The organism is Leeuwenhoekiella parthenopeia, assembly GCF_020782115.1.
Taxonomy (GTDB): domain Bacteria; phylum Bacteroidota; class Bacteroidia; order Flavobacteriales; family Flavobacteriaceae; genus Leeuwenhoekiella; species Leeuwenhoekiella parthenopeia.
The window spans coordinates 15,493-40,107 of record NZ_JAJGMW010000024.1 but is presented as its reverse complement, the minus strand read 5'-3'; the positions used below and the strand labels follow the sequence as shown (position 1 = coordinate 40,107).

General features: G+C 42.9%; 26 protein-coding genes and 1 pseudogene. 22 read left to right on the top strand and 5 right to left on the bottom strand.

Annotated features, from left to right (window positions below; translation table 11 throughout):
* Nucleotides 1–3: 3 nt before the first annotated feature.
* From LLW17_RS15530 to LLW17_RS15475, 13 genes and pseudogenes are all read left to right on the top strand, one after another.
* The gene (locus LLW17_RS15530) at nucleotides 4–972 is read left to right on the top strand and encodes a DUF3857 domain-containing protein (protein WP_228231203.1); all 969 of its coding nucleotides are present in this window, start codon (nucleotides 4–6) and stop codon (nucleotides 970–972) included.
* A 15-nt stretch (nucleotides 973–987) separates the two neighbouring features.
* Nucleotides 988–1,242, top strand: a pseudogene (locus tag LLW17_RS19095) (transglutaminase domain-containing protein); the annotation flags it as partial.
* A 27-nt stretch (nucleotides 1,243–1,269) separates the two neighbouring features.
* Entirely contained in the window at nucleotides 1,270–2,019 is a 750-nt protein-coding gene (locus LLW17_RS15525) for a DUF3858 domain-containing protein (protein WP_491546742.1), read from the top strand.
* Between the two features lie 5 nt (nucleotides 2,020–2,024).
* Complete coding sequence (locus tag LLW17_RS15520; protein ID WP_228231202.1) at nucleotides 2,025–2,522, top strand: hypothetical protein; 498 nt, start codon at nucleotides 2,025–2,027, stop codon at nucleotides 2,520–2,522.
* 162 nt (nucleotides 2,523–2,684) lie between these two features.
* Entirely contained in the window at nucleotides 2,685–4,040 is a 1,356-nt protein-coding gene (locus tag LLW17_RS15515) for a DUF3858 domain-containing protein (RefSeq protein ID WP_228231201.1), read from the top strand.
* Nucleotides 4,041–4,131: 91 nt separating this feature from the next.
* Entirely contained in the window at nucleotides 4,132–4,458 is a 327-nt protein-coding gene (locus tag LLW17_RS15510; protein ID WP_228231200.1) for a nucleotide pyrophosphohydrolase, read from the top strand.
* Between the two features lie 23 nt (nucleotides 4,459–4,481).
* Nucleotides 4,482–5,705, top strand: coding sequence for a 3-phosphoshikimate 1-carboxyvinyltransferase (locus tag LLW17_RS15505; RefSeq protein ID WP_228231199.1), 1,224 nt, complete (start codon nucleotides 4,482–4,484; stop codon nucleotides 5,703–5,705).
* Nucleotides 5,706–5,852: 147 nt separating this feature from the next.
* Nucleotides 5,853–6,902 (top strand): tRNA preQ1(34) S-adenosylmethionine ribosyltransferase-isomerase QueA, encoded by a 1,050-nt coding sequence (queA, locus tag LLW17_RS15500; RefSeq protein WP_228231225.1) that lies wholly within the window; start codon nucleotides 5,853–5,855, stop codon nucleotides 6,900–6,902.
* Nucleotides 6,903–7,122: 220 nt separating this feature from the next.
* Nucleotides 7,123–8,166 (top strand): dual-specificity RNA methyltransferase RlmN, encoded by a 1,044-nt coding sequence (gene rlmN / locus LLW17_RS15495; protein ID WP_228231198.1) that lies wholly within the window; start codon nucleotides 7,123–7,125, stop codon nucleotides 8,164–8,166.
* A 33-nt stretch (nucleotides 8,167–8,199) separates the two neighbouring features.
* Nucleotides 8,200–9,177, top strand: coding sequence for a polyprenyl synthetase family protein (locus LLW17_RS15490; protein ID WP_228231197.1), 978 nt, complete (start codon nucleotides 8,200–8,202; stop codon nucleotides 9,175–9,177).
* A gap of 332 nt (nucleotides 9,178–9,509) precedes the next feature.
* Entirely contained in the window at nucleotides 9,510–10,079 is a 570-nt protein-coding gene (locus LLW17_RS15485; protein ID WP_228231196.1) for an RNA polymerase sigma factor, read from the top strand.
* On the top strand, nucleotides 10,060–10,797 hold the full coding sequence (locus LLW17_RS15480; RefSeq protein ID WP_228231195.1) for a hypothetical protein: 738 nt from the start codon (nucleotides 10,060–10,062) through the stop codon (nucleotides 10,795–10,797). Before LLW17_RS15485 ends, LLW17_RS15480 begins: the two co-directional genes overlap by 20 nt.
* Nucleotides 10,798–10,879: 82 nt before the next feature.
* Nucleotides 10,880–11,914 (top strand): hypothetical protein, encoded by a 1,035-nt coding sequence (locus tag LLW17_RS15475; protein ID WP_228231194.1) that lies wholly within the window; start codon nucleotides 10,880–10,882, stop codon nucleotides 11,912–11,914.
* A gap of 106 nt (nucleotides 11,915–12,020) precedes the next feature.
* On the opposite strand, the gene LLW17_RS15470 is transcribed toward LLW17_RS15475, so the two are convergent.
* On the bottom strand, nucleotides 12,021–12,407 hold the full coding sequence (locus LLW17_RS15470) for a hypothetical protein (protein ID WP_228231193.1): 387 nt from the start codon (nucleotides 12,405–12,407) through the stop codon (nucleotides 12,021–12,023).
* Between the two features lie 183 nt (nucleotides 12,408–12,590).
* Here LLW17_RS15470 and dnaG point away from each other — a divergent pair, with 183 nt between their 5' ends.
* On the top strand, nucleotides 12,591–14,552 hold the full coding sequence (gene dnaG / locus LLW17_RS15465; RefSeq protein WP_228231192.1) for a DNA primase: 1,962 nt from the start codon (nucleotides 12,591–12,593) through the stop codon (nucleotides 14,550–14,552).
* Here the strand turns inward: dnaG and LLW17_RS15460 are convergent.
* Nucleotides 14,549–15,187 carry a response regulator gene (locus tag LLW17_RS15460; protein ID WP_228231191.1) on the bottom strand — a complete coding sequence of 213 codons (639 nt, stop codon included), beginning with the start codon at nucleotides 15,185–15,187 and terminating at the stop codon, nucleotides 14,549–14,551. The two genes, dnaG and LLW17_RS15460, sit on opposite strands and share 4 nt — an antisense overlap.
* Before the next feature lie 93 nt (nucleotides 15,188–15,280).
* Nucleotides 15,281–16,075, bottom strand: coding sequence for an NAD(+) synthase (gene nadE, locus LLW17_RS15455; RefSeq protein WP_228231190.1), 795 nt, complete (start codon nucleotides 16,073–16,075; stop codon nucleotides 15,281–15,283).
* Nucleotides 16,076–16,163: 88 nt separating this feature from the next.
* On the opposite strand from nadE, the gene gldB reads away from it, so the two are divergent.
* From gldB to LLW17_RS15440, 3 genes are read left to right on the top strand one after another with little or no spacing between them, the layout of a single operon-like run.
* On the top strand, nucleotides 16,164–17,141 hold the full coding sequence (gldB, locus tag LLW17_RS15450) for a gliding motility lipoprotein GldB (protein WP_228231189.1): 978 nt from the start codon (nucleotides 16,164–16,166) through the stop codon (nucleotides 17,139–17,141).
* A 3-nt stretch (nucleotides 17,142–17,144) separates the two neighbouring features.
* On the top strand, nucleotides 17,145–17,468 hold the full coding sequence (gene gldC, locus LLW17_RS15445; RefSeq protein WP_228231188.1) for a gliding motility protein GldC: 324 nt from the start codon (nucleotides 17,145–17,147) through the stop codon (nucleotides 17,466–17,468).
* A 3-nt stretch (nucleotides 17,469–17,471) separates the two neighbouring features.
* Nucleotides 17,472–17,834 (top strand): GTPase, encoded by a 363-nt coding sequence (locus tag LLW17_RS15440; RefSeq protein ID WP_228231187.1) that lies wholly within the window; start codon nucleotides 17,472–17,474, stop codon nucleotides 17,832–17,834.
* Here the strand turns inward: LLW17_RS15440 and yihA are convergent.
* Both yihA and LLW17_RS15430 read right to left on the bottom strand, forming a co-directional pair.
* Nucleotides 17,815–18,429 carry a ribosome biogenesis GTP-binding protein YihA/YsxC gene (gene yihA / locus LLW17_RS15435; RefSeq protein ID WP_228231186.1) on the bottom strand — a complete coding sequence of 205 codons (615 nt, stop codon included), beginning with the start codon at nucleotides 18,427–18,429 and terminating at the stop codon, nucleotides 17,815–17,817. The genes LLW17_RS15440 and yihA overlap by 20 nt on opposite strands.
* Nucleotides 18,430–18,441: 12 nt before the next feature.
* On the bottom strand, nucleotides 18,442–19,206 hold the full coding sequence (locus tag LLW17_RS15430; protein WP_228231185.1) for an alpha/beta fold hydrolase: 765 nt from the start codon (nucleotides 19,204–19,206) through the stop codon (nucleotides 18,442–18,444).
* A 250-nt stretch (nucleotides 19,207–19,456) separates the two neighbouring features.
* Here LLW17_RS15430 and mraZ point away from each other — a divergent pair, with 250 nt between their 5' ends.
* Genes mraZ through LLW17_RS15405 form a run of 5 tightly spaced genes read left to right on the top strand, consistent with a single transcriptional unit; the run spans nucleotide 19,457 to nucleotide 24,596 of the window.
* A complete protein-coding gene (mraZ, locus tag LLW17_RS15425) occupies nucleotides 19,457–19,930 on the top strand; it encodes a division/cell wall cluster transcriptional repressor MraZ (protein WP_099644794.1) in 474 nt (157 codons plus the stop codon).
* Nucleotides 19,917–20,813 carry a 16S rRNA (cytosine(1402)-N(4))-methyltransferase RsmH gene (gene rsmH / locus LLW17_RS15420; protein ID WP_228231184.1) on the top strand — a complete coding sequence of 299 codons (897 nt, stop codon included), beginning with the start codon at nucleotides 19,917–19,919 and terminating at the stop codon, nucleotides 20,811–20,813. Before mraZ ends, rsmH begins: the two co-directional genes overlap by 14 nt.
* Nucleotides 20,814–20,819: 6 nt before the next feature.
* Nucleotides 20,820–21,137: an FtsL-like putative cell division protein gene (locus LLW17_RS15415; RefSeq protein ID WP_228231183.1), complete on the top strand. Its 318-nt coding sequence runs from the start codon at nucleotides 20,820–20,822 to the stop codon at nucleotides 21,135–21,137.
* Between the two features lie 7 nt (nucleotides 21,138–21,144).
* Entirely contained in the window at nucleotides 21,145–23,136 is a 1,992-nt protein-coding gene (locus tag LLW17_RS15410; protein ID WP_228231182.1) for a penicillin-binding protein, read from the top strand.
* Nucleotides 23,133–24,596: a UDP-N-acetylmuramoyl-L-alanyl-D-glutamate--2,6-diaminopimelate ligase gene (locus tag LLW17_RS15405; protein WP_228231181.1), complete on the top strand. Its 1,464-nt coding sequence runs from the start codon at nucleotides 23,133–23,135 to the stop codon at nucleotides 24,594–24,596. Before LLW17_RS15410 ends, LLW17_RS15405 begins: the two co-directional genes overlap by 4 nt.
* The last annotated feature ends 19 nt before the right edge of the window (nucleotides 24,597–24,615 follow it).

The following is a 24,615-nucleotide window of genomic DNA, read 5'->3' as shown; positions in this document are numbered from 1 at the left end:
GTTATGCATAAACTAATACTCTACGCATTTCTCTTGGGAAGTGCATTAAGCTACGGTCAGGATTTCAGATTTGGTAAAGTTTCTGAAGAAGAATTACAGGAACAGGTACATCCTAAAGATTCTGCGGCAAATGCAGCAATACTTTATAAAGAGCAATATTCACATATTGAATATTCGCCTAATGACGGTTTTACTCTTACAACCGAAATTTTTCAGCGTATTAAAATTTATAACAAAGACGGTTTTGACTGGGGAACCCACGTAATTCCCGTTTTTGTAGGCGGAACCAAAGATGAAAACGTATCTAACTTAAAGGCGGTTACCTACACTCTTGAGAATGGGAAGATCGAAGAGTATAAATTAGATAATGACGGTATTTTTAAAGAAGAGCGAAGTAAAAATTTTAATGTCGAAAAATTTACAATGCCCAATTTACAACCCGGTTGCATCGTTGAATTCAGGTATAAATTTTTCTCTCCCTATCTTAGCGATGTTGATGAGATAAGATTTCAGGAAGACATCCCGGTAAACAAGGCAGAACTAACCTTTGAAAGTCCGGAGTGGTTGGTTTTTCAATTGCATCGAAAAGGTTTATTTCCTTTAGATATACAGGAAACCAATAAGGCAGATAAGATAAATTTTACTTCCCGGGTAGGTGCCTATAATGCCGGGTTACGGGGAGGAAGCAGAGGGACTTTGCAATCCCAAAGTATCGATTTGATGAATAAGACTTATTCCGTCAAGGTGCAGGATGTGCCTGCGATGCGGGAAGAAGCCTTCTCCTCTAATATAGACAACTACAGAGCTGCTGTTAGCTTTGAACTGTCGTACACCAAGTTTCCTAATGAGCCTATAGAAACCAGAACCAGTAGTTGGGAAGCTGTTTGTAAAACCATTTATGATTCTGAGGGTTTTGGTGGTCAGCTTAAAAGCGATCGTTATTTTGATGATGATTTAGATGAGATTTTGTAAGGCGTAAGCGATCCTAAAGAAAAGGTTGTTCGCATTTTTGAGTATGCCAAACGCAGAATGACCTGGAATGGGTATTTAGGTATATATGCCGATGAAGGTGCTAAAAACGCATATAAAAAAGGCTCCGGAAACAGTGCAGACATCAATTTAACTTTAGTTAATATGCTGCGTTATGCCGGGCTTGATGCAAATCCGGTTATTTTGAGCACCCGCGATAATGGGATCCCTATTTTTCCCACCCGCAACGGGTTTAACCATGTCATCGCAGGGGTGGTTATAGAGGGCACTGTTTTATTGATGGATGCTACAAACAAGATTGGGGCCGTTAATTTGCTTGAAGAGGCTTTATTGAACTGGAATGGCAGGCTTATACGTGAAGACGGTACTTCAGACTGGGTAAGTCTAAATCCCGGGAGTCATGCTCAGGAAAACACAATGGTTAATGCTGAAATTGATGAAAATTTTGCATTGAATACCAAAGTGAGAAGTCAATTTACAGGTCACTATGGTTTGCGTCACCGCAAAAACTTTGGGGGTAAAGATGAGCAGGAGCAGCTTGAAGCCTATGAGCGGAGGTATTCGGGTATTGAACTCAACCAAATTCAAATAGAAAATCTGGAGAATCCATACGAGCCGGTACAAATAAGTTATGATTTTGAAATGGCAGATGGGGTAGAGCGCGTAGGCGATAAAGTATTTATCAGTCCGTTACTGCATTTAGCCAGTCAGGAGACTCCCTTTAAGTCTGAGCAAAGGCGGCATCCGGTAGATTTTGGTTATCCCTGGAAAGACCGGTATATTATCACCATTAATTTGCCCAAAGGCTATACTGTTGAAAGCCTTCCGGAGAACGGGATTTTTACTTTTGGAGATGATTTGGGCTCGTTTAAATACCTCATTTCAAACACTAACAATACTATTCAGATTTCCACAGAAATGGTAATTAACAGCTCTATAATCACACCAGATTTGTATCAGGGGCTTAAGGAGTTTTATGCGATGGTGGTTTCTAAAGAGAATGAAAAAGTTGTTTTAGCTAAAATATAGAAGATTTGAATTGGTATAAGTTTTACACCGCAGTAGTGTGCTTTGGAGTATTGTTTTCGATTGAAGGTTTCGCTCAAAAAAATCCTTTAGATAAGGTGACCGAAGATCAGTTGAAAATGACCCTATATGCAAAGGATTCGGCTGCACCGGCAATTTATTTAAATAAACACAGAGAGACCTATTTTGATTATACAGATAAAGATGGTTTCCTCATAATCAATGAATTTACCGAACGTATCAAAATTCTGAATAAAGCCGGATTAGATTATGCCACCAAAAAGATATCTTCTTACAAACGCGACGAAAGTAAAGAATTTGTCACCGGAGTCTGGGGAAATACCTATAATCTGGAGAATGGTAAGATTGATTCGAAAGAGTTGGAAAAATCGGCAATATTTGAGCGTGAGGTTTCTGAACACTTTGATGAAACGGCCTTTACCATGCCCGATGCCAAGGTGGGATCGGTCGTAGAATGGGGTTACAAGACGGTTTCTCCTTTTTAAAAGGTAGATGATCTTATTTTTCAGGAAGATATACCGGTTGTCGCTTATCACGCTACCATAAGAACTCCCGGAGCATTTACTTTTAGAAGAATACGCAGAGGGTATTTTAATGTACAGCCGGAGGAGAAAATTGAAAAGCGCACTCTGGGTGTAACGTACAATATGAAAGATAGTTACGGCACTAATACTCAAAACTCCCGTAGCGCACGATTGTCGTTTTCAGAGCTTGTTGCCGTTTACGAAAAAGAAGATGTGCCTGCTCTTAAAGAAGAGATTTATGTGACCAACCCGCGCAGTTACCGAATGAGCGTAATCTATGAGTTGGTTTCTACCGAATTTACCAGAGGAAATAAAAAAGAATATGCAACAACCTGGGATGAGGTAGCCCGCACGATTTTTAAAGATTCCCGTTTTGGAGAGCGCCTCGAGCGAACCCGTTTCTTAAAAGACGTGAAAGAGATGATTTTTCAAAAGCAATTGAGCGATGCCGAGAAGATCGATTTTATTCTAGATCACATCAAAACCCGAATGACCTGGGACGGCGAGTATACTAAATATGCTGAAGATGAACTTGATGAAGCATATGAAAGAGGCTCTGGAAGTGTGGCCGAAATCAATTTAACCCTCATTGCGTTACTTAAGGAGTGTGGTCTCGAGGTATACCCGGTTTTGTTAAGTTCAAAGCAATACGGCATTCCATTATATCCTACTTTGGAGGGTTATAATTATGTGATTGCGGGAGTGAGAAACAAAGGCAAAGTCATTCTCCTTGATGCAACAGATAAAATGAGCAGTCCAGACATACTTCCTAACAGAGTGTATAACTGGACGGGAAGAATGGTTAGTTTTCAGGGTGTTTCGCAGGAAATTGATTTATTTGAAAACATAGCGCCTGCTTCAACCATATTTTTAAAGGCTTCTATTTCCGAAGAAGGTATAATTGAAGGCGATTATAAAGAGCGATTGAGCAGTCTTGAGGCTCTTAATTTTAGGCACAATTACTTTTCGCACGATAAGTCAGAATGGGAAGAGGAGGAGCAGGAAAAATACGCTGTTAGTGAAATACTCAATTACGATCTTGAAGGGGTTGATGCATTTGAAGCACCTATCGTTAGGTCATTCAATTTTAAGGTTGAGCGTGGTGTAGATCGGGTAGGAAATAAGATTTTTGTGAGTCCGCTTGGGTTTTTGCGCTTATCAGAAAATCCGTTTAAATCAGATAGCCGTCAGTTTCCTATTTCCTTTGACTATCCATTTTCAAAAGACATCACCATAAATATGCAGTTGCCCAAGGGCTATAAAGTTTCTTCCCTGCCTGAGAGTACTAATTTGGGTTTGCCCGATGATTCCGGTACGTTCTTTTATTCAATAGCCGAAAATAATGGGATGCTGCAGGTTATGATGCGGTTTAAGCTGAAAAAGCACGTCATTCCGGTGGAATACTACGAGTCTCTTAAAGAGTTTTACAAACTCCGGGTAGATAAAGAGAATGAGAAAGTGGTCTTAGAAAAGGTCTAAAGCTCAAAGATTTCAGTATTTGACAACCTTAATATGGGATAGTTAGGCGCTTTGCTTTAATTTAGCACACCTAAATTAAGATTCCTGTTTTATGAAGATTGACCACGCTCAGAAAGCCGTTGATGACTGGATCAAAGCACACGGAGTACGCTATTTCAATGAACTTACCAATATGGCTCAGCTTACCGAAGAGGTAGGGGAGGTCGCCCGCATTATCGCACGTCGTTATGGGGAGCAAAGCGAAAAGGAAAGCGATAAAAGCAAAGATCTGGGGGAAGAACTCGCCGATGTGCTTTTTGTAGTGCTTTGCCTGGCCAACCAGACCGGAATAAACCTTCAGGAAGCCTTCGATAAAAAACTGGATCTTAAAACCAAAAGGGATCACGACAGGCATCACTCCAATACAAAACTGAAATAACAACCACGTTTTAATACTGCATTTTGATTCTAAAACTTCAGCAAAAACAGCCCAACCTTAACGGAACCGTACGTATTACCGGCTCTAAAAGCGAAAGCAACCGACTTTTACTATTACAGGCGCTCTTTGGCAATTTTGAAATAAAAAATCTGTCTAATAGCGAAGACAGTGATATGATGCAGCAGGCGCTGGCATCTACAGAAAAAACGGTAGACATACACCATGCTGGTACTGCAATGCGCTTTTTAACTGCTTATTTTGCGGCTTATGAAGGTCGCGAAACCATTCTCACCGGGAGCAGCCGCATGCAGGAGCGACCCATAGGTCTTTTGGTTAACGCCCTCAACAGTCTGGGTGCAGATATTACCTATCTTAAGAATGAGGGTTTCGCGCCTCTTTTGATTAAAGGTAAAAAGCTGGAGCAAAATAAAGTGGCTCTTGAGGCTAATGTGAGCAGCCAGTACATTTCGGCTTTGATGATGGTGGGAGCCTCTCTGCCTAATGGAATTGAAATTGAACTTATTGGGAAAATCACTTCGGTGCCTTACATTGAAATGACCCGGTCTTTACTCACCCAATTGGGAATTGACAGTACTTTTGAAGGCCAAATCATTACCGTCAAACCGGTATCTTCGGTAGATGTAAGCGAAATGGTGGTGGAGTCTGACTGGAGCAGCGCTTCCTATTATTACAGTCTTGCAGCACTTTGTGATTCAGCAGCGCTGAAATTGTCAAGCTACAAGAAAAACAGTTTACAGGGTGATTCGGCACTGGCCGAAATCTATACGGAACTGGGCGTGGAAACTACCTATCTGGATACTGAAATCCTTCTGAAAAAAATACAGGAGCCCAAATCGAAACGTGTTGCTTTCGACCTGGCAAACAGTCCTGACATTGCGCAAACAATCGCTGTTACCTGCTACGGCCTGGGAATAGGTTGTGATTTAACCGGTCTTCATACCCTCAAAATAAAAGAAACCGACCGGCTTGAAGCTTTAAAGGCTGAACTTACCAAGCTGGGCGCTGAAATTAGCGTGTCTAACGACTCCTTACACCTGAAACCGGGAACAAATTACCAGGCAGATGTTACCATCAAAACCTATCAGGATCATCGCATGGCGATGGCTTTTGCGCCTATGGCATTGCGTGTTCCTATTGCTTTTGAAGATGCCGAGGTCGTAAATAAATCCTATCCCGATTATTGGGATGATCTGAAATCCCTTGGTTTTGAAATAAACGAGCGCTGATTTTTTCACCTAAAGCCTTAGAATACCTGCTGCTTCAGGCATAAGTCACTGCGTCACAAATTAAACGCTGTTTTACTTGACAACCCCTACCCTGAGGTTGTATATTTGCACGCTATTTTAAATACCTTAAAAAGACCGCTCATGGGAATGAAACTTTCAAATTTCAACTTTGATTTGCCAAAAGAATTGCTGGCTGAATATCCTGCAGAAAACAGGGATGAAGCCCGCTTAATGGTTCTTAACCGCAAAACCAAAACAATAGAACATAAGTTATTTAAAGACCTTATCGATTATTTTGAGCCCGAAGATGTAATGGTGCTCAATAATACCAAGGTTTTTCCCGCTCGTCTTTACGGTAATAAAGAAAAAACCGGTGCCCGCATCGAGGTTTTCTTACTGCGCGAATTGAATTCTGAAACCCGTCTTTGGGATGTTTTAGTAGATCCTGCCCGTAAAATACGTATCGGGAACAAGCTGTATTTCGGGGATGATGAGAGTTTGGTTGCTGAGGTAATCGACAACACCACCAGCCGCGGTAGAACGCTGCGTTTCCTCTATGACGGTTCGTATCAGGAATTCAGAAATAAATTGACTGAGCTGGGTGAGACCCCGCTTCCTAAATACATCAAGCGTGAGGTAGAGCCGGAAGATGCAGAGCGTTATCAAACTATCTTCGCAAAAGAAGAAGGGGCTGTAGCCGCGCCAACTGCCGGTTTACACTTTAGCAAACACTTGCTAAAACGCCTTGAAATTAAAGGAATCAACTTCGCCGAAGTAACCCTTCACGTAGGTCTGGGAACTTTTAGCCCGGTTGAGGTTGAAGACCTTTCCAAACATAAAATGGACAGTGAAGAAGCTTTTATACAGAAACCTGCAACTCAGGTTATCAATAAGGCGATTCAGGAAAACCGAAGAGTTTGTGCTGTTGGTACCACAGTTATGCGTGCTTTGGAGAGTGCGGTAAGTTCAAACCACACACTTAACGAGTTTAGCGGCTGGACAAATAAGTTTATTTTTCCTCCTTACGACTTCAGCATTGCAAACTGTATGATTACCAATTTCCATACGCCTAAGTCTACGCTTATGATGATGGTTTCTGCTTTTGCAGGTCACGATTTTATGAAAGAGGCTTACGAGCTTGCCGTTAAAGAGAAATACAAGTTTTACAGCTATGGTGATGCAATGCTCATCATCTAATTAAACTGATAGTTTTATAAAAATCCCCGGTACGCTGTATCGGGGATTTTTTTTTGGCTCTGCCAAAGGGTATAATGTTCAGTCCCGATTGCTATCGGGATGCTTTAAAATCAAGGCTTTTTTTACTTGGGATGCCTTGTGAGTTTGTCCCGAGATGGTTTATTGCTAAAAGTTTGAAATGAATTTAAGCTAACAGCCTCTTAATTGGTAACTTTGCAGCGTGAAAGACAGCAAGAAAGATATACGGGCATTAACACGCGAGGAATTGCGTGATTTTTTTGTGGAGCAGGGCGAAAAGGCATTTCGCGGCAATCAGGTTTACGAGTGGTTGTGGACTAAAGGTGCACATTCCTTTGATGATATGACCAATCTGTCTAAAGAAACCCGAAGCTTTCTCGACACCCATTTTGTGATCAACCACATCAAGGTAGACCAGATGCAACGCAGCAATGACGGCACCATCAAAAATGCGGTTAAATTGCACGACGGTCTTACTGTAGAATCGGTTTTGATTCCTACCGCTTCACGTACAACCGCCTGCGTATCTTCTCAGGTGGGCTGCAGTCTCAATTGTAAATTTTGTGCCACAGCACGTTTAAAACGTATGCGTAATTTAAATCCTGACGAAATCTTCGATCAGGTAGTGGCAATAGATCAGCAAAGCCGTTTGTATCACAACCGTCCGCTTTCAAACATTGTGTTTATGGGTATGGGCGAGCCCTTGATGAATTATAAAAACGTGGTGGCCTCTATCGAAAAAATCACAGCGCCAGACGGACTGAATATGTCGCCCAAGCGTATTACCGTTTCCACTTCGGGAGTACCTAAGATCATCAAAAAAATGGCTGATGACGGGGTGAAATTCAAGCTTGCCGTCTCGTTGCATTCTGCATTAGACGAAGTGCGTACCGATATTATGCCGTTTAACGAGCAAATGCCTTTGCACGAACTCAAAGAAGCGCTTCAGTATTGGTATATGAAGACTAAAAAGCGCATTACGTATGAGTATGTGGTTTGGCGGGGTATCAATGATCAGGATAAGGATATTGAAGCCCTGATTGATTTTTGTCTTGCAGTACCGAGTAAAGTAAATTTGATTGAATATAACCCTATTGACGATGGGCAGTTTCAGCAGGCAGATCCCGAGGCGATTAATCGCTATGTGGCAAAGCTTGAAGACCGTGGTATTACGGTTACGGTACGTCGCTCCAGAGGAAAAGATATTGACGCCGCCTGTGGGCAGCTTGCTAATAAAAATGGTTAGTAAAAGCAATTAAAATAATAATAGAAATAGGAATTGAAAGTAGTCGAACAAATTAAGCAGCCTATTGCGCACGAAATGGAACTTTTTGAACAAAAGTTTTCGCTTTCGATGAAATCAAAAGTACCCCTGCTTAACCGCATCACGCACTTTATTGTAAACCGAAAAGGGAAGCAAATGCGGCCCATGTTTGTATTTCTGGTGGCCAAAATGCTGGGTGACGAGCGTCTTAACGACCGTACGTATCGTGGTGCTTCGGTTATAGAATTGATACATACCGCGACGCTTGTACACGATGATGTGGTTGATGACAGCTATCGTCGCCGCGGATTTTTCAGTCTAAATGCCCTTTGGAAGAATAAGATTGCGGTTCTGGTTGGCGATTTTCTGCTTTCTAAAGGATTATTACTTTCCATTGATAATGAAGATTTTGATTTGCTCCAAATTATTTCCGTAGCGGTACGCGAGATGAGTGAGGGCGAACTCCTGCAAATCGAAAAAGCCCGCAAACTCGATATTACCGAAGAAATCTACTTCGAGATCATTCGCCAGAAAACGGCAACTTTAATCGCCGCCTGTTGCGCTATGGGCGCCTGCGCGGTTCACGCCGGCAAAAAGGATGTAGAGAATATGCGCAAGTTCGGCGAACTCATCGGCCTGGCTTTTCAGATTAAAGATGACCTTTTTGATTACGGAACGCAGCGCATCGGTAAACCTACGGGTATCGATATCAAAGAGCAGAAAATGACGCTTCCGCTTATTTATGCGGTAAATAACAGCACCCCCGAAAAGCGCAAATGGCTCATCAATTCGGTTAAGAATCACAATAAGGATAAAACCCGGGTAAATGAAGTTATCGCTTATGTGAAAGAAATTGGTGGTTTAGATTATGCAGTCACCAAGATGAAAGCCCTTCAGCAGGAAGCTCTAAACCTGCTCAAGAAATACCCCAACTCCCCCTATAAAGAATCGCTTATTCTGATGGTGAATTACGTCATCGAGCGTGAGAAATAGATTTTTTGAAAACAATTCGTCTCGTAAGTCCTTCCTTTGAAGTAAGGGTTTGTGAAGCCTGTTTTTAGAATTGATACGAATCACGCAGACCTGATCATAGCCAGATTGGTTTTGGTTCAGTATGTTTTTTTAATTTTTTAAAACATAAATAGCTGTATATCAATTTATTTAAAATTTTTTCAAATTATTTTCAAACCTCAGGCAACCATTTCTCAATTTTCTGCGTCTCTATAAATGAAGGCAGTTTTGATAAGGCCGTTTGCTTAAGAAAGCGGTTTTAAGAATTTCAGTCTGACTTAATAAAGAGTCGAACCAGGCAGTTTAAAGGTTTTGTGAAAGTCATTACATTTTTCAATAACGAAAAGCAGCTCATTAAAAAAGCGGCAGGCGGGCATCGCGAGGCCCAGCGAAGACTGTATGAAATTCATGCACCAAAAATGCTGAGCGTGTGCCGAAGATATCTTAGTGATCTCATGCAAGCCGAAGAAGCTATGTGTAACGGCTTTTTAAAGGTTTTTCAGAATCTGGATTCCTTTCGCGATGAGGGTAGTTTTGAGGGTTGGGTGCGTCGCACTATGGTTAACGAGTCTATTTCGTATCTGCGCAAGACAATCAAAATGCAGTTTACAGATTATGAGCAGGAAGGTGATGATCCTACCTACAGTCCGCAGGACAGCAATCTGGAAGTAGCGGAAATTCAGGCGTTGATAGATGCGCTACCCGAAGGTTACCGTGCCGTTTTTGTGATGTATGCGGTAGAAGGCTACAAGCATCAGGAAATTGCGCAGAAGCTTGATATTTCTGAAAGCACCTCAAAAAGTCAGTTGTTTAAGGCACGCAAACTGCTTCAGCAAAAATTAAAAGAATTTAATACCTACAGCTATGGCACCGGTAAAATTTGAAGAAAATATTAGAGAAAAACTGGAGCAGCGCGAACTTAAACCTTCGGCTTCAGCCTGGGAACGCATTGAGCAGGGTTTGGATACTTCCGCAAAGCGGAAAACTAAAAAGGGATACACCGTTTGGTTAGTGGCCGCAGGTTTTATAGGAATATTAATCCTGGCCGGAAAGTTTCTGTTTATAACTCCTGAAGTAAACCAAAACCCGGTTGTAGACGCCCCGGTTGAAGAGCAAAAGATAGAAACCCGTTCTCAGCAGGAGTTGTTTCAGCCCCAACAGGAGCAATTTGAAGAGACGACCCCGGTAGTTTCCGCAGAAAAAGAACGGCAAAAACCGGAAACCGTAAAACCGGTTCCTGCTCAAACTACTGCAGGCAAAACGGCGTCTGTCGCGGTTCAGGAAACAGGAAATCAGCTATTACAGGAGCCTGTGCAGCAAAAAATAGATGCTGAGGTTGAGAAGCTTTTAACTACGGTTACCGAGCAGCAAAACGCAGGCGTAGCCTATTCTGATGCCGAAATTGATAGACTGCTGCGCGATGCACAACGCGATATCATTTCTGAACAACTACTGGCTAAGGACCGCAATACAGTAAATGCTGAGGCACTGCTCTACGAGGTCGAAGAAGAATTGGATCCTTCCTTTAAAGACCGTGTTTTTGAAGCACTAAAAGAGGGGTTTCTAAAAGCACGGGAGGCTGTGGCTTCGCGCAACAATTAACAAACATTCATTCATCAATCTTTGGGAAGCTGCTCTCCGCCTTTGGGGCGGAGGGAGGTGACCTGAAACTAAACCAAACATTATGAGAACTTTAATTTTACTTTTTATCGCAGTTATGGGATTTGCGACCCCTGAAATGCAGGCTCAGAGCGAGACCACTGCAGAAACCATCGAGCAATTAAATGCCCAGAAAGAACAGGTGGTTATCGATGAGAAACAGGCTTTGAAAATTGAAGTGCTTGCTATTAACAAGCGTTTTGAAAATGGAGAAATCAGCAAAGAAGAGGCTGATCTTTTGAAAAAGGAGGCAGCGACCAAACACGCCCGAAATATCGAAGACAAGCTTGCGATCATCGAAAGCAAGATCGACTTGCTGGAGCGTAACGAGGATTCCATTGAAGACGATTCGGTTTTTGGGATTTTTATTGGAAACGAAAAACTAAGACTGGGCAGTGATAAAGAAGAGGTGGTTTACGATCGCCGTACCACATCAGACCTGGTTTTGGGTATCGGCTTCAATAACGCGCTTAGCGAGGGACGTTCGCTAAATGATTCGCCTTATAAAATAGGAGGCAGTCGCTTTTTTGAACTGGGCATCGCGTGGAAAACCCGCGTGTTTGATAACACCAATTTTTTGAGATTGAAATACGGTTTCAGTTTTATGTTTAACGGCTTAAAGCTCGATGATAATCAGTATTTTGTAGAAGATGGCGAGCAGACGGTTTTGGAAACCTATCCTATTAATCTTGATAAATCAAAATTCAGAATGGATCATCTGGTTTTTCCGGTGCATTTTGAGATCGGACCTTCAACCAAGCGTACCGGAGACAATTACATCAGGTATTCAACCAAAAATCAGTTTAAATTGGGTTTGGGAGGTTATGCCGGTTTCAATTTGTTGACCATCCAAAAACTGAAGTATGAAGAAAACGGAGATGAGCGTAAAGATAAATTCAAGCAGAATTTCAACACCAACAATTTCATTTACGGCGTAAGTGGTTATCTGGCCTTTGGAGATACGGCGCTGTATGTCAAGTATGACCTGAATCCCATATTTAAAGACAATCCTATTGAAGAGCGCAATTTTTCTGTAGGTCTGCGTTTTGATATGGACTAAGCCCTTATCTCTCTTGACCCCGAAGGGGTAATGTAAAAAAGCTTTAGCAATTTCCCTAGAAGTTGCTAAAGCTTTAGTTTTTTTAAAGCAGCATAGGTGTGATGCTTCAATACGTTAAAACCGCCTTACCTTCTTCGCAAACCACTCCGGTAGGTTCAACAGTTATGGCACAGTCACTGGCAATCCCCCATTTTTGGTTGTAGATGGTTTGAGCCTCTATATGCTCTTCAATTTTTTGGAATAAGAGTTCGCTGTCAATGTCTTTGTGGTAAGCGATAAATCCGACATATCCCCCGCAGGATTTAGTGCCGATACCTGTAAAATCCCACTCCGCAGCATCAGTGCAGTCTTTGCTGTTTGCCAAAACTTCAATTTCAGAAAGCAGCTGATTGAGATATGCGAGGTCTTGCTCCTGTGTCGATTCTTGATCAGGGTCACAAGAACTTAGCATAGCTACAAATACCGAAAACGCGATTAATTTTAATTTTTTCATAATGTGTTGGTTTATTATTCAGATCGCGTTTTTAGATATTGGTTGCGTAAGTTTAGAAAATAATCTTTCAGCAGGGTTCCTGATCGTGCAGGATTTTTTAATGTAGTAAATTTGCAGCCTGTTTTATCTTTAGCAGAAAGCAAACTCCAATTAACAATTAACCGATAACAACTAACCTCAGAATTGATTTCAAAAACCACCATAGACAATGTATTTGAGACTGCCCGTGTAGAGGAGGTGATAGGTGATTTTGTGCAATTAAAGAAGTCGGGTTCTAATTTTAAAGGTTTGAGTCCGTTTACAGACGAGCGCTCACCAAGCTTTATGGTTTCTCCGGTAAAGCAGATCTGGAAAGATTTTTCAAGCGGAAAAGGAGGCAATGCCGTGGCATTTTTAATGGAGCATGAGCATTTTACCTATCCCGAAGCCATAAAGTACCTGGCTAAAAAATACAATATCGAGGTAGAAGAAACCGAGCAAACTGATGAGCAGAAGGAGCTCGCCGGCGAGCGCGAGAGTATGTATGTGGTGTCTGAATTTGCCCGCGACTGGTTTCACAGAACCTTACTAAAAACCGAACAGGGAAAGGCTATTGGACTCAGCTATTTTAAAGAACGCGGTTTTACTGATGAAACCATAGAAAAATTTCAGTTGGGGTATTCTCCCGATGAATGGGAGGCCTTTACCAGTGAAGCGCTGCGCAAAGGCTATAAACTGGAGTTTTTAGAGAAAACCGGGCTTAGCATCGTAAAAGAGGAAAAGCAATTTGACCGTTTTAAGGGGCGTGTTATGTTTCCTATACATTCGCTAAGCGGAAGGGTTTTAGGTTTTGGTGGTCGTATCCTCACTAATGATAAAAAGGCTGCAAAATATTTGAACAGTCCCGAAAGTGAGATTTACCACAAGTCTAAGGTGCTTTACGGGATTTACTACGCCAAGCAGGCTATCGCCAAAGAAGACAATTGCTATCTGGTTGAAGGCTATACCGATGTGATCCAGATGCATCAGCTGGGTATTGAAAATGTGGTGTCTTCTTCGGGTACCGCGCTTACACCAGAGCAAATACGACTTATCAACAGGCTGACGCCAAATATTACGGTCCTTTTTGATGGGGATGCTGCAGGACAGCGGGCTTCGCTTCGGGGAATTGATCTGATTCTGGAGCAGGGCATGAATGTGAAGGTGTGCAGTTTCCCTGAAGGGGAAGATCCCGACAGTTTTTCGCGTAAGCATACCTTAACCGAAGTAGAAGATTTTCTCAAAGAAAACGCTAAAGATTTTATTCAGTATAAGGCTTCCTTACTCGTCGAAGAAGCCGCAGGAGATCCTATAAAAAAAGCCGCGCTCGTCAGAGATATGGTTGAAAGTATCTCTAAAATCCCTGATGTTATTAAGCGTGAAATCTACGTTCAGGAATGTGCCCGTATTATGGACATCAACGAGGCGGTGCTTTTCAATACCCTGGCTCAGATGCGCAATGCGGGTAAAAAAGAGGAAGCTAAAGAGCAGGCGAGGCCCAATAAGGGCGAAATGCAGGTGGTGCAGAAAGACCAGCAGGTCGAAAAAATTGACCGGCAGTTTGTTTTAGAACGCAAACTGATTGAGCTTTTACTCCTTTACGGAAACCGAAAAGTTTCATTTGAGGATGTTGTCGTTAATGAGACTGAAGATGGTGATTTGGTTGAGGAAGCAGTAGTACTGGATCTGGATGTGTACGAAAAAATTTATCTCGACCTCCAGGAAGATGAGACCGAGTTTGCTAACGAACGGTTTAGGGTGCTTTATAAGAAACTCATTGAAGCCCTGATGCAGCAACAGGAAAGTTTTAAAATAGATCAGTTTATAAACAGTGTTGATGCTGAAGAGGGTGCGCTAATCTCAGATATTGTTTTAGAAGAAGAAAAGTACAGTTTACACCGTTGGGATTCACAGGAGATCTACGTTAAGCTTAAGAGCCAGACCATTCCTCAAATGGTGTCTCAAACCATTTTGTACCTGCGTCGTTTTTATATCACGCGTAAAATCGAAGAGCTTGCAGAATCGATTAGAGAACAAAATGAATCTGCACGCGAAATCCTGATGGAAATCAAGGATTACCAGGAGCTCAATAAATTAATCGCCCAGCGACTTAACCGGGTGATCTAAAGGTCTGAAGTCTGTAACAAACGCGCCTGTTGAATTAATTCGGCAAGACTGCCTGCATCCAGTTTTTTGAGCAAACGGGTTTTATACGTACTTACGGTCTTCTCATTGATATCCAGAGTTTCGGCAATGTCTTTGTTTCGTTTTCCTGCAGAAAGCATATTGAGTACTTCGGTTTCCCGGGTAGAAAGCTTCTTATACCGGTAAGCCAACGAATTATTTTTGGAAGGATCTGTGTTTGATAACATCTCCACCAGCGAATTGTTGAGGTAAATCCCTCCGCGAGCTACCTGAGAAAGTGCCTTCAGGACAACTTCAGAATCTGCAGTCTTGCAGACATATCCCATCGCTCCGGCCTTAATCGCGCTCAGTGCATACATTTCCTCGGGATGAATACTGAGCACCATAATCTTGATTCCGGGAAAAAGCTTGCGCAATTCTTTAATGGCAGAAAGTCCTTGCAGATTAGGCATGTCGATTTCCATAATAACCAGGTCAGGAACCTGTTCTTCCAGAGACGGAATCAGGTTTTTTTCCTCTACGATGGTATCGATGATTTCGTGAGGAGTTTCTCTTAAAATATGAGAGAGACCATCAATAATTATAGGATGATGATCTGCTATAGTAATTGTAATCATAGGGACTTTATCATGGGTCTGCGATCAAAAATAGGCTGAAGCTTTCAATCTGCAAATCCTTTTCGCTGTACGAATAAATTTACAGGATAAAAGTCATAATTCCTTCAAATTATCGGGAATAACACAAACCGGTATCGGGTCCATCTTGTGTTTGTTTGCCGTGTTGAAGCGTTTATAGATTTCAAAAACACTGCGCTTATGCCCTTCAAAGTCGGCTGCAGTCTTTCCTTTTTCATCCTGAAGCATCGCCCATTCCAGATCGTCATAAGTGGCTCCAATTTGATCTTCATCGCTTCGGTCATCTCCCCAAAGTCCGTCTGTTGGTTTTGCCTGCTGTATGCTTTCGGGAACACCCAAAGCTGCAGCAATTTTGTAAACTTCGCTTTTCATCAGATCTGCGATCGGGCTGAGGTCAACTCCGCCGTCACCGTACTTGGTGTAAAACCCAACCCCAAAATCTTCTACTTTATTACCTGTACCGGCTACCAGATACTTATGAAGGCCGGCAAAATAATAGAGCGTACTCATACGCAGGCGTGCCCGGGTATTTGCAAGAGACAGAAAAAGATCATTGCTTTCAGGAGCAAGGGGTAATGCAGATTTCAGAGTCTCAAACGTCTCGGTAAGATTTACGCGTACATCAGACACATTGGCAAAGCGCTGTTTAAGCTGCGCGATATGCTCCTGAGCACGGGTAACGTGGCTGGCTGGCTGGTGTATGGGCATTTCGACACATAAGACGCGCAGACCGGTTTTTGCACAAAGGGTTGAAGTGGTGGCACTATCTATTCCTCCGCTGATGCCTACAACAAAACCGCTGATGTTTGCGTTTGTGGCATAGGTTTTTAACCAATCTACAATGTGATCGATGACTTTTTCAGTTTGCATGGGTGACGGGATTTGTGGTTTGTAAATACTACCTTTGCGGCGCAATTTTATAAGTGTGAATTTACTAAAATTATACAGGTTAAACAGCTTGAAAAACGGAGGACTCAGCGTTTTTAGCATATTTTTAGGGGTTTTTCTAATCCTGATGCTTGGTTGTGAGAATGATGTAAAAATACCCGACGAAATTTCAGAAATTTCTGTGAGCCTTTCTGTTGATCGTTTTGACAGGGCTTTTGCTCAGGTTGATTCTGCATCGCTCCCCGATTTGATACAGGAATATCCGTATTTATTTCCCGGAAATTATCCCGAGGGTTTTTGGCAGGAAAAGATAAAAGACACTATTCAACTCGAACTCAATACCGAGGTTGCAAAAGCATTCCCTGATTTTGATGCCGAAACGCTCGCGCTCGAAAACCTCTTTAAGCACATTGCGTTTTATTACCCTAAAACCCCAATTCCGGAAGTGGTGACCGTTACTTCAGATGTGTCTTTTCGTACTCCCGTAATTTTAACCGACAGTTTGCTTATTATAGGTCTTGATAATTATCTGGGTCCCGATCATCATTTTTATACCGGAATTCAGAAATTTTACGCGCAGAATTTCAGAAAGGAACAAATAGACGTTGATGTGGCCAATGCCTTTGCAGTCAAATGGGTGAAGCGGGAAGGCAATCGCCGGTTTTTGGATGAAATGATTTACCACGGAAAAAGGCTTTACCTGATGGAGCGGTTGCTCACCCTGAAGGATAAAAACGAAATCATAGACTACACCCCCGAGCAGTATGACTGGGCGATGGCAAACGAGACCGATATCTGGACCTATTTTGTGGAAAACAAATTGCTGTTTGATACCGATAGCAAATTATTGAGCCGGTTCATCAACCCGGCTCCGTTTTCAAAATTCTATCTGGAATTTGATAACGACAGTCCGCCACGACTGGGTCGCTACATCGGCTGGCAGATCGTGAAGGCTTATATGGATCGCAATAACATACCTTTGCAGATGCTACCCGCTAAATCTGCAGACGAGATTTTTAAAGAAGCAAATTACAAACCCCGTAGATAAATTATGAAAACCGAAATAAAACTCAGCGTAGAATTAGATTCCAACCGTGTTCCTGAAAAAATAAGCTGGGATGCTCCTGATGGTGGCGTAAAAAACGAAGCTGCAAAGGCTCTGATGCTGGCCTTGTGGGATCATAAAAAGCAGGAAGCAGCACGCATTGATTTGTGGACCAAAGATATGCCCGTAGATGAGATGAAAGTGTTTTTTCATCAAACCCTGGTGAGTATGGCGCAAACTTTTAAGCGTGCCACAGATGATGATAAAATGGCGGCTACGATGATGGATTTCTGTGATTATTTTGCCGAAAAACTCGAGCTTAAAAAATAAGGAGTGAAACTCCTGCTGGTCTATAATGCCCGTTCGGGTGGGGTACAAGCTGCTTTAGATAGTCTGCATAAAATCGTAAGTCCGGCTACTTATGCCTGCGATTTATGCAAGTTGACCCACGGAAACCTTACCATGCACAGGCGCTGGAAACAATTTCTGAATCAAAGCGATTTCGAAATCAGCGTCTATCACAAAGATGAATTTCAGAACGAGTTTGGAAACGAAGCTCTCGCGTTTAAGCTTCCGGTAATTCTGGAGCAGAAGGATGATGGGCTGACTGAGTTTATTTCGCAAAGCGAAATTCAAACACTTAAAGATGATGTAGCTCTAATTGAATTGATTAAAGCTAAATCGAAGATTCCTTAAGCTGTAGATTTATCTGCTCAATATAATTGATGATCTCGTCTTTGCCGGTGGTGTTTGTAGCGCTGCTCACAAAATAATTGGGCATTTCGGCCCAGGCGCCGGCCAGTAACTCCTGTTTATAATTCTCAATATTGCGTTCCAGGGCTTTAGGCTTCAGTTTATCGGCTTTGGTGAAAATAATCGAAAACGGAATCTGCTTCTCTCCAAGATACTGCATAAATTCTTTGTCAATAGGCTGCGGCTCGTGCCTGCAATCTATAAGTACGAAGGCCGAAACGAGTTGCTCCCGCTCCTCAAAATACTGGGTGATAAATTTCTGAAACTCCTTTTTTACTTTTTTGGAGACCCGCGCATACCCATATCCGGGTAAATCTACCAGATACCATGATTGGTTGATGATAAAGTGGTTGATAAGCTGCGTCTTCCCCGGCCTTCCTGAAGTCTTAGCCAGGTTTTTGCGATCGGTAAGCATATTGATCAGGCTAGACTTTCCTACGTTTGACCGTCCTATAAATGCATATTCGGGCAGGTTATTTTTAGGGCATTTAGCCACATTAGAATTACTTACCAGAAATTCAGCAGTTTTAATAGACATAACAGCTTGGTTTTAGAAGTTTCGTTTTTTTAGCCACTCGGCTAAAATACCGTTGAATTCTTCGGGGCGTTCCATCATGGCGGCGTGGCCACATTTATCGATCCAATAAAGGTCAGAATCGGGCAACAGCTTATTAAAATCTTCTGCTACTTCGGGCGGGGTCACATTATCATTCCGCCCCCAAATGATGCAGGTAGGCGTTTTCATATGCGGTAAATCCTGTGCCATATTGTGTCGTATAGCGCTTTTGGCTATCGCCAGGGTTTTGATGAGTTTATTACGGTCATTTACCGTTTCGTAAACTTCATCAACGATTTCTTTGGTCGCTACAGCAGGATCGTAAAACACATCTTCAGCCTTCTTCTTGATGTACTCATAATCTCCACGTTTCGGGTAGCTTTCACCCATAGCGCTCTCATAAAGGCCGGAGCTTCCGGTAATGACCAGAGCCTGCATTACATCAGGATACAGTTTGGTATGGTATAAACCTATATGGCCTCCAAGGGAGTTTCCCAGCAAGATCACTTTCTCAAACTTTTTGAGCTTGATAAAATCGTTAAGGTACTTGGCAAAGGTTTTTACGCCGGTTTTAATGAGCGGCATAGAATACAGGGGCAACTCGGGGATGACAATTTTATAACCCTTTTCCGAAAAATAATCGGTTACCGCGTCAAAGTTGCTGAGACCACCCATAAGCCCGTGAAGAACTACGATAGGGGTGCCTTCGCCTGCCTCGATGTAGGTGAATTTTCCCTCTTTTTTTAATTGGTGCTTCATAATTGGTGGCGAGACGCTTTGTGACAAATATAGACATTTAGCCCAAAAACAAAATCGAAAAATACAAACGCCTTGGTGTGGTCTAAGCGTATTAAAGAACAACTGGTTTGAAGACAAGCTTCTAGGGCTTCAATTTGGATTAAAAAAATAAACAAGTGGAGTGATTTATCAACAAAGTGGTAGAAAGTGGGAAAATGTGGTAATAAATTCTATATATTTGAAGTTATAATACCTAAAACCTACTGTATTCGTGCTCAGCCTGATAGGGACATACGAGTGTAAAGTTGACGCCAAAGGAAGGCTCATGATGCCGGCTGCGTTGAAAAAACAGCTTGCAAAAGAGTTGCAGGAAGGTTTTGTGGTAAAGCGATCGGTTTTTAATTCGTGCCTGGAGTTGTGGCCTATGTCTGAATGGCAGGTAATGATGCAAAAGCTGAATGGTCTCAATCGTTTTGTGAAGAAAAACGTCGAGTTCATACGTCGGTTTACCGCAGGAGTGAAGGTGGTTGAGGCAGATGCTTCCGGAAGGTTGCTTATCCCAAAAGATCTGATTGCCTTTGCATCAATAAACAAGGATATCGTGTTGACCTCGGGAGGAAACATCATTGAAATATGGGACCTGGTAGCCTACGAGGCTGCGGTGAGTAATGAAGACGGGGATTTTGCTTCCCTGGCAGAAGAAGTAATGGGCGATCAAAACAGCATACCAGATGGACTATCATGATCCCGTACTGCTGCACGAAAGTGTTGACGGTTTAGCTATTAAACCCGGTGGGATCTATGTGGATGTCACTTTTGGTGGCGGTGGGCATTCAAGGGAAATTTTAAAACGCCTGGATGCTTCCGCAAAATTGTTTGCTTTTGATCAGGATCAGGATGCTTTGGCAAACGCGATTGACGATGAGCGGTTTACCCTAATTCCGGAAAACTTTCGCTTTGCGAAACGCTTTTTAAGGTTTTACGGCGCAGCTCAGGTTGATGGTATTTTGGGAGATTTTGGGGTTTCGTCACATCAGTTTGATATGGCAGAACGCGGATTTTCAACCCGTTTTGATGCAAAGCTCGATATGCGGATGAACCAGAAAGCGAGACTTTCTGCGCATCAGGTGGTTAATGAGTATGAGGAAGGGGAGTTGAGCCGGGTACTGTTGCAGTACGGTGAGTTACGCAACGCGCCCAAGATTGCCCGAACGCTGGTGTCTGTGCGTAAAGAGAAAAGCATAGATACTACCGAAGATTTAAAAGAAGCGCTACAGAGCTTTTTGCCTCGTGGCCGTGAACATAAGATACTGGCTCAGATTTATCAGGCGATTCGCATCGAGGTAAATCAGGAGCTAGAGGTGTTGAAAGAGTTTTTACAGCAAACGGAAGATTTGCTCAAGCCGGGAGGCAGGCTCAGTCTCATCTCGTATCACTCGCTCGAAGACCGGCTGGTAAAGCGCTATATGCGCAACGGCTTATTTGAGGGAGAGCCTGAGAAAGACATGTTTGGGAACTTTAGCGTCCCGTTTAAAAAGGTTGGCGGACTCATTGTTCCGTCACGAGAAGAAATTAAAAAGAATAACCGTGCGCGCAGTGCCAAGCTGCGTGTGGCAGAAAAGATCTAACAGCAGTTGAAAGAAGGTATTTATAACATACTTAAAGGTAAGTTTCTTTTTAGCGATGACGCTATGAAGAACTGGCGCATGATCCTGTTTCTGTCATTTTTGGCCATCATTATGATTGGCAGTTCACACCGGGCAGATAAGAAAGTGCACTATATCGCACAACTTAATGCTGAGGTTAAAGAATTACACAGCGAGTTTGTAGATACCCGGCTTGAGGCACGCCGGCTTAAAATGGAAAGTGTCGTCACCCGAAAAGTAGAAAATATGGGTCTGGCGCCCTCTTTAACGCCGCCCAAAAAAATAAAAGTAGTAGAAACCCCGTAAGTTCAGCATGGCAACCAGTGAAAAGAACATATTGAACCGGATGTATTTAGTGGCAGGAGGTATGTTTCTCTTCGCCCTGCTCGTTGCGTTTAAACTTTGCAATATTCAGCTGGCTGAAGGGGATAAATACAAGGCTCTTGCTGAGGCGCGTACCGAGCGTATGTTTACCATACCTGCAAATCGCGGTAATCTGTACGCCGGCGATGGGAGTTTATTGGCTACATCGGTGCCCAAGTACACCATTCGCTTTGATGCGCTGGCTCCTAAGGAAGAGGATTTTGAAGAAAACGTTCAGGCGCTTGCGCAGGGACTTTCTGAGCAATTGGGTAAGCCTGCTTCGCATTATGTAAGCGAACTGCGTCGCGCACGCCAAAACAAAAACCGCTATTTATTACTGGCCCGCAATCTGGGGTATTCTAAATATCTGGCGATTAAAAAACTTCCCCTTTTCAATAAAGGGCCTTACAAGGGTGGTATTATCACCGAACAGCGTACCGTACGCGAGCATCCGCTTGATCAAATCGCAGAGCGAACCATAGGTTATGACCGTCTTACCGAATACGGGCGTTACAGTGAGGCCGGTCTTGAAGGAGCTTACGGCCCCTATTTGCGCGGAAAGGAAGGCCGCAGGCTAAAACAACGTATTGCCAAAGGCCAGTGGAAACCTTTGGGTGACGATAATATTGTAGAGCCGCAGGATGGTTTTGACGTGATTTCAACCATCGATGTCAATATTCAGGATATTGCGCATCATGCGCTTTTAGCTTCGCTGGAAAAATTTGAGGCCGATCATGGCTGTGTGGTGGTGATGGAAACCAAAACCGGAGAAGTAAAAGCCATTTCCAATTTAGGTCGTACCGAAGATGGAAACTATTATGAGGATCGAAACTATGCGGTTTATGAGTCGGCTGAGCCGGGCTCAACCTTTAAGCTTATGGCTATGGTAGCGGCCCTCGAAGATCGGGTGATTGACAGCAGTACCGTGGTAGATACCGAAAACGGAAGGGTTCGGTTTTACAATCGCACCGTGTATGACTCGCACTGGGGAGGTTACGGTAAGATCTCGGCTGCCCGGGCTTTCGAGCTTTCGTCCAATACGGCTTTCGCCAAAATGATCAATGAGCATTATAAAGATGATCCCAAACGCTTTTTAAAGCGGCTGTACAATATGGGACTTAACGATAAACTGGGACTTGAAATCAAGGGAGAAGGTAGCCCGCGTTTCCCGTATCCCGGTGATAAGAACTGGTACGGTACCACTCTTCCGTGGATGGCTTTTGGATATGGAGTTTCCCTTACGCCCTTGCAAACCTTGACCTTTTACAATGCCATTGCAAATGATGGAGAGATGGTGAAACCCAGGTTTATCAAAGAGATTAAAAAGTGGGATGTTTCCGTAGAGAAATTTGAAAAAGAAGTGATCAATCCGGCGATTTGCTCACAAACCACAATTGATAAAGTAAAAGATATGATGCTGCACGTGGTGGAGCGCGGTACAGCACAAAATATTTATTCCAAAGAATTTTCGATGGCCGGTAAAACCGGAACCTGTCAAACCGAATACTGGTTAGAAGAAGGGAAGTACATCAGTTCGTTTGCAGGCTACTTTCCGGCAGAAAACCCGAAGTATTCGTGCATCGTGGTGATTCATAAACCCAATAAGAAATTAGGCTACTACGGTAATGTGGTTGCTGCGCCGGTTTTCCGAAAGATCGCTCAAAAGATTTACAGCGATACACCTTTGGTAGATGAGGTACAACTGGCTTCGGCAAACGTTCCCAGAGTAGATAAGGATTTTGAAACCTATTATACAAAAGCGCAGAAAGCAGATGTGACCATGCCCAATGTAAAAGGTATGCCCGCTATGGATGCCGTGGCGCTTTTAGAAAACCTGGGTCTCAAAGTGGAGTTTAACGGAATTGGTAAGGTTAAAAACCAATCCCTGCAGGCTGGAAAAAAAATAGCTAAGAATCAAAAAGTAGTTCTCGAACTGTCGTGATCGTATTAAAAGACATATTATTTAAAGTAACCTTAGAGTCGGTAACCGGTAATCCCGGGGTGCCTGTAAATGCAATTCATTTTGACTCCCGTAAAGTGGGGCTTAATGATGTGTTTGTAGCGCTTCGCGGAACCCAAAGCGATGGTCATGCCTTTATCAAAAAGGCAGTTGATCAGGGTGCGATTGCGGTTATTTGCGAAGAGCTTCCGGATGATTTTGTAAATGGGGTGACCTATGTACAAACTTCAGATACGGCTCAGGCATTGGCTATTATGGCTTCCAACTACTACGGGAATCCTTCGGCTAATTTAAAACTTGTAGGTATAACCGGGACTAACGGTAAAACCACGATTGCAACGCTGCTTTATCAATTGTTTACCAAAGCTGGTTTTAAAACCGGTTTGCTTTCAACCGTGAAAGTTTTGGTAGCCGAACACGAGTATCCTGCAACGCATACCACGCCAGACTCCCTTACGATAAATAAGTATCTGGCCGAGATGAACGAAGCCGGTGTGGAGTATTGCTTTATGGAAGTAAGCTCTCACGGCATTCACCAGAAGCGCTCTGAAGGTTTGCAGTTCGCCGGTGGAATTTTTAGCAATCTCACGCACGATCATCTGGATTATCACGCAAGTTTCGCCGAGTATCGCGACGTGAAAAAATCTTTTTTTGACAACCTGCCAAAGTCTGCCTTTGCCCTCTCAAACCTAGACGATCGCAACGGGCAGGTGATGTTGCAAAACACCAAAGCTAAAAAAGTCACTTATGCGCTGAAGTCCTTTGCAGATTACCGCGCACAGATTTTAGAAAATCAGCTTAGCGGCTTGTTGCTTAAAATCAATGATCAGGAAGTTTGGGTAAAATTGATAGGCTCATTTAACGCGTATAATGTTTTGGCAATTTATGCTGCGGCAGAGTTACTTGGCTTAACCCAGCTTGAGGCGCTTCAGTATTTGTCTGAGCTTACTAGCGTAAGCGGACGCTTTCAGTATTTGATTTCGCCCAAAAAAATCACGGCTATAGTTGATTATGCGCATACGCCCGATGCACTTAAAAATGTACTCGAGACGATCAATGATATCCGCACCAAAAATGAAAAGCTCATTACGGTGGTTGGCTGTGGCGGAGATCGGGATCGCACCAAGCGTCCTAAAATGGGCAGAATTGCAGCAGCTTTAAGTACTCAGGTCATTTTCACCAGCGATAACCCGCGTACCGAAAATCCCGAAGCGATTATTGAAGAGATCGAAAAAGGAGTAGAACCGGTTGATTATAAGAAAACCCTGTCTATCACCTCACGGAAACAGGCGATCAAAACTGCCTGCCAGATGGCCGAAGAAAACGACATCATCCTGATTGCCGGAAAAGGGCACGAAACCTATCAGGAAATTAATGGGGTGCGTACAGACTTTGATGATTTTAAGATAGTAAGTGAATTGTTAACCCAACTGAATAAATAACCTAAAACCAAAACGTAAC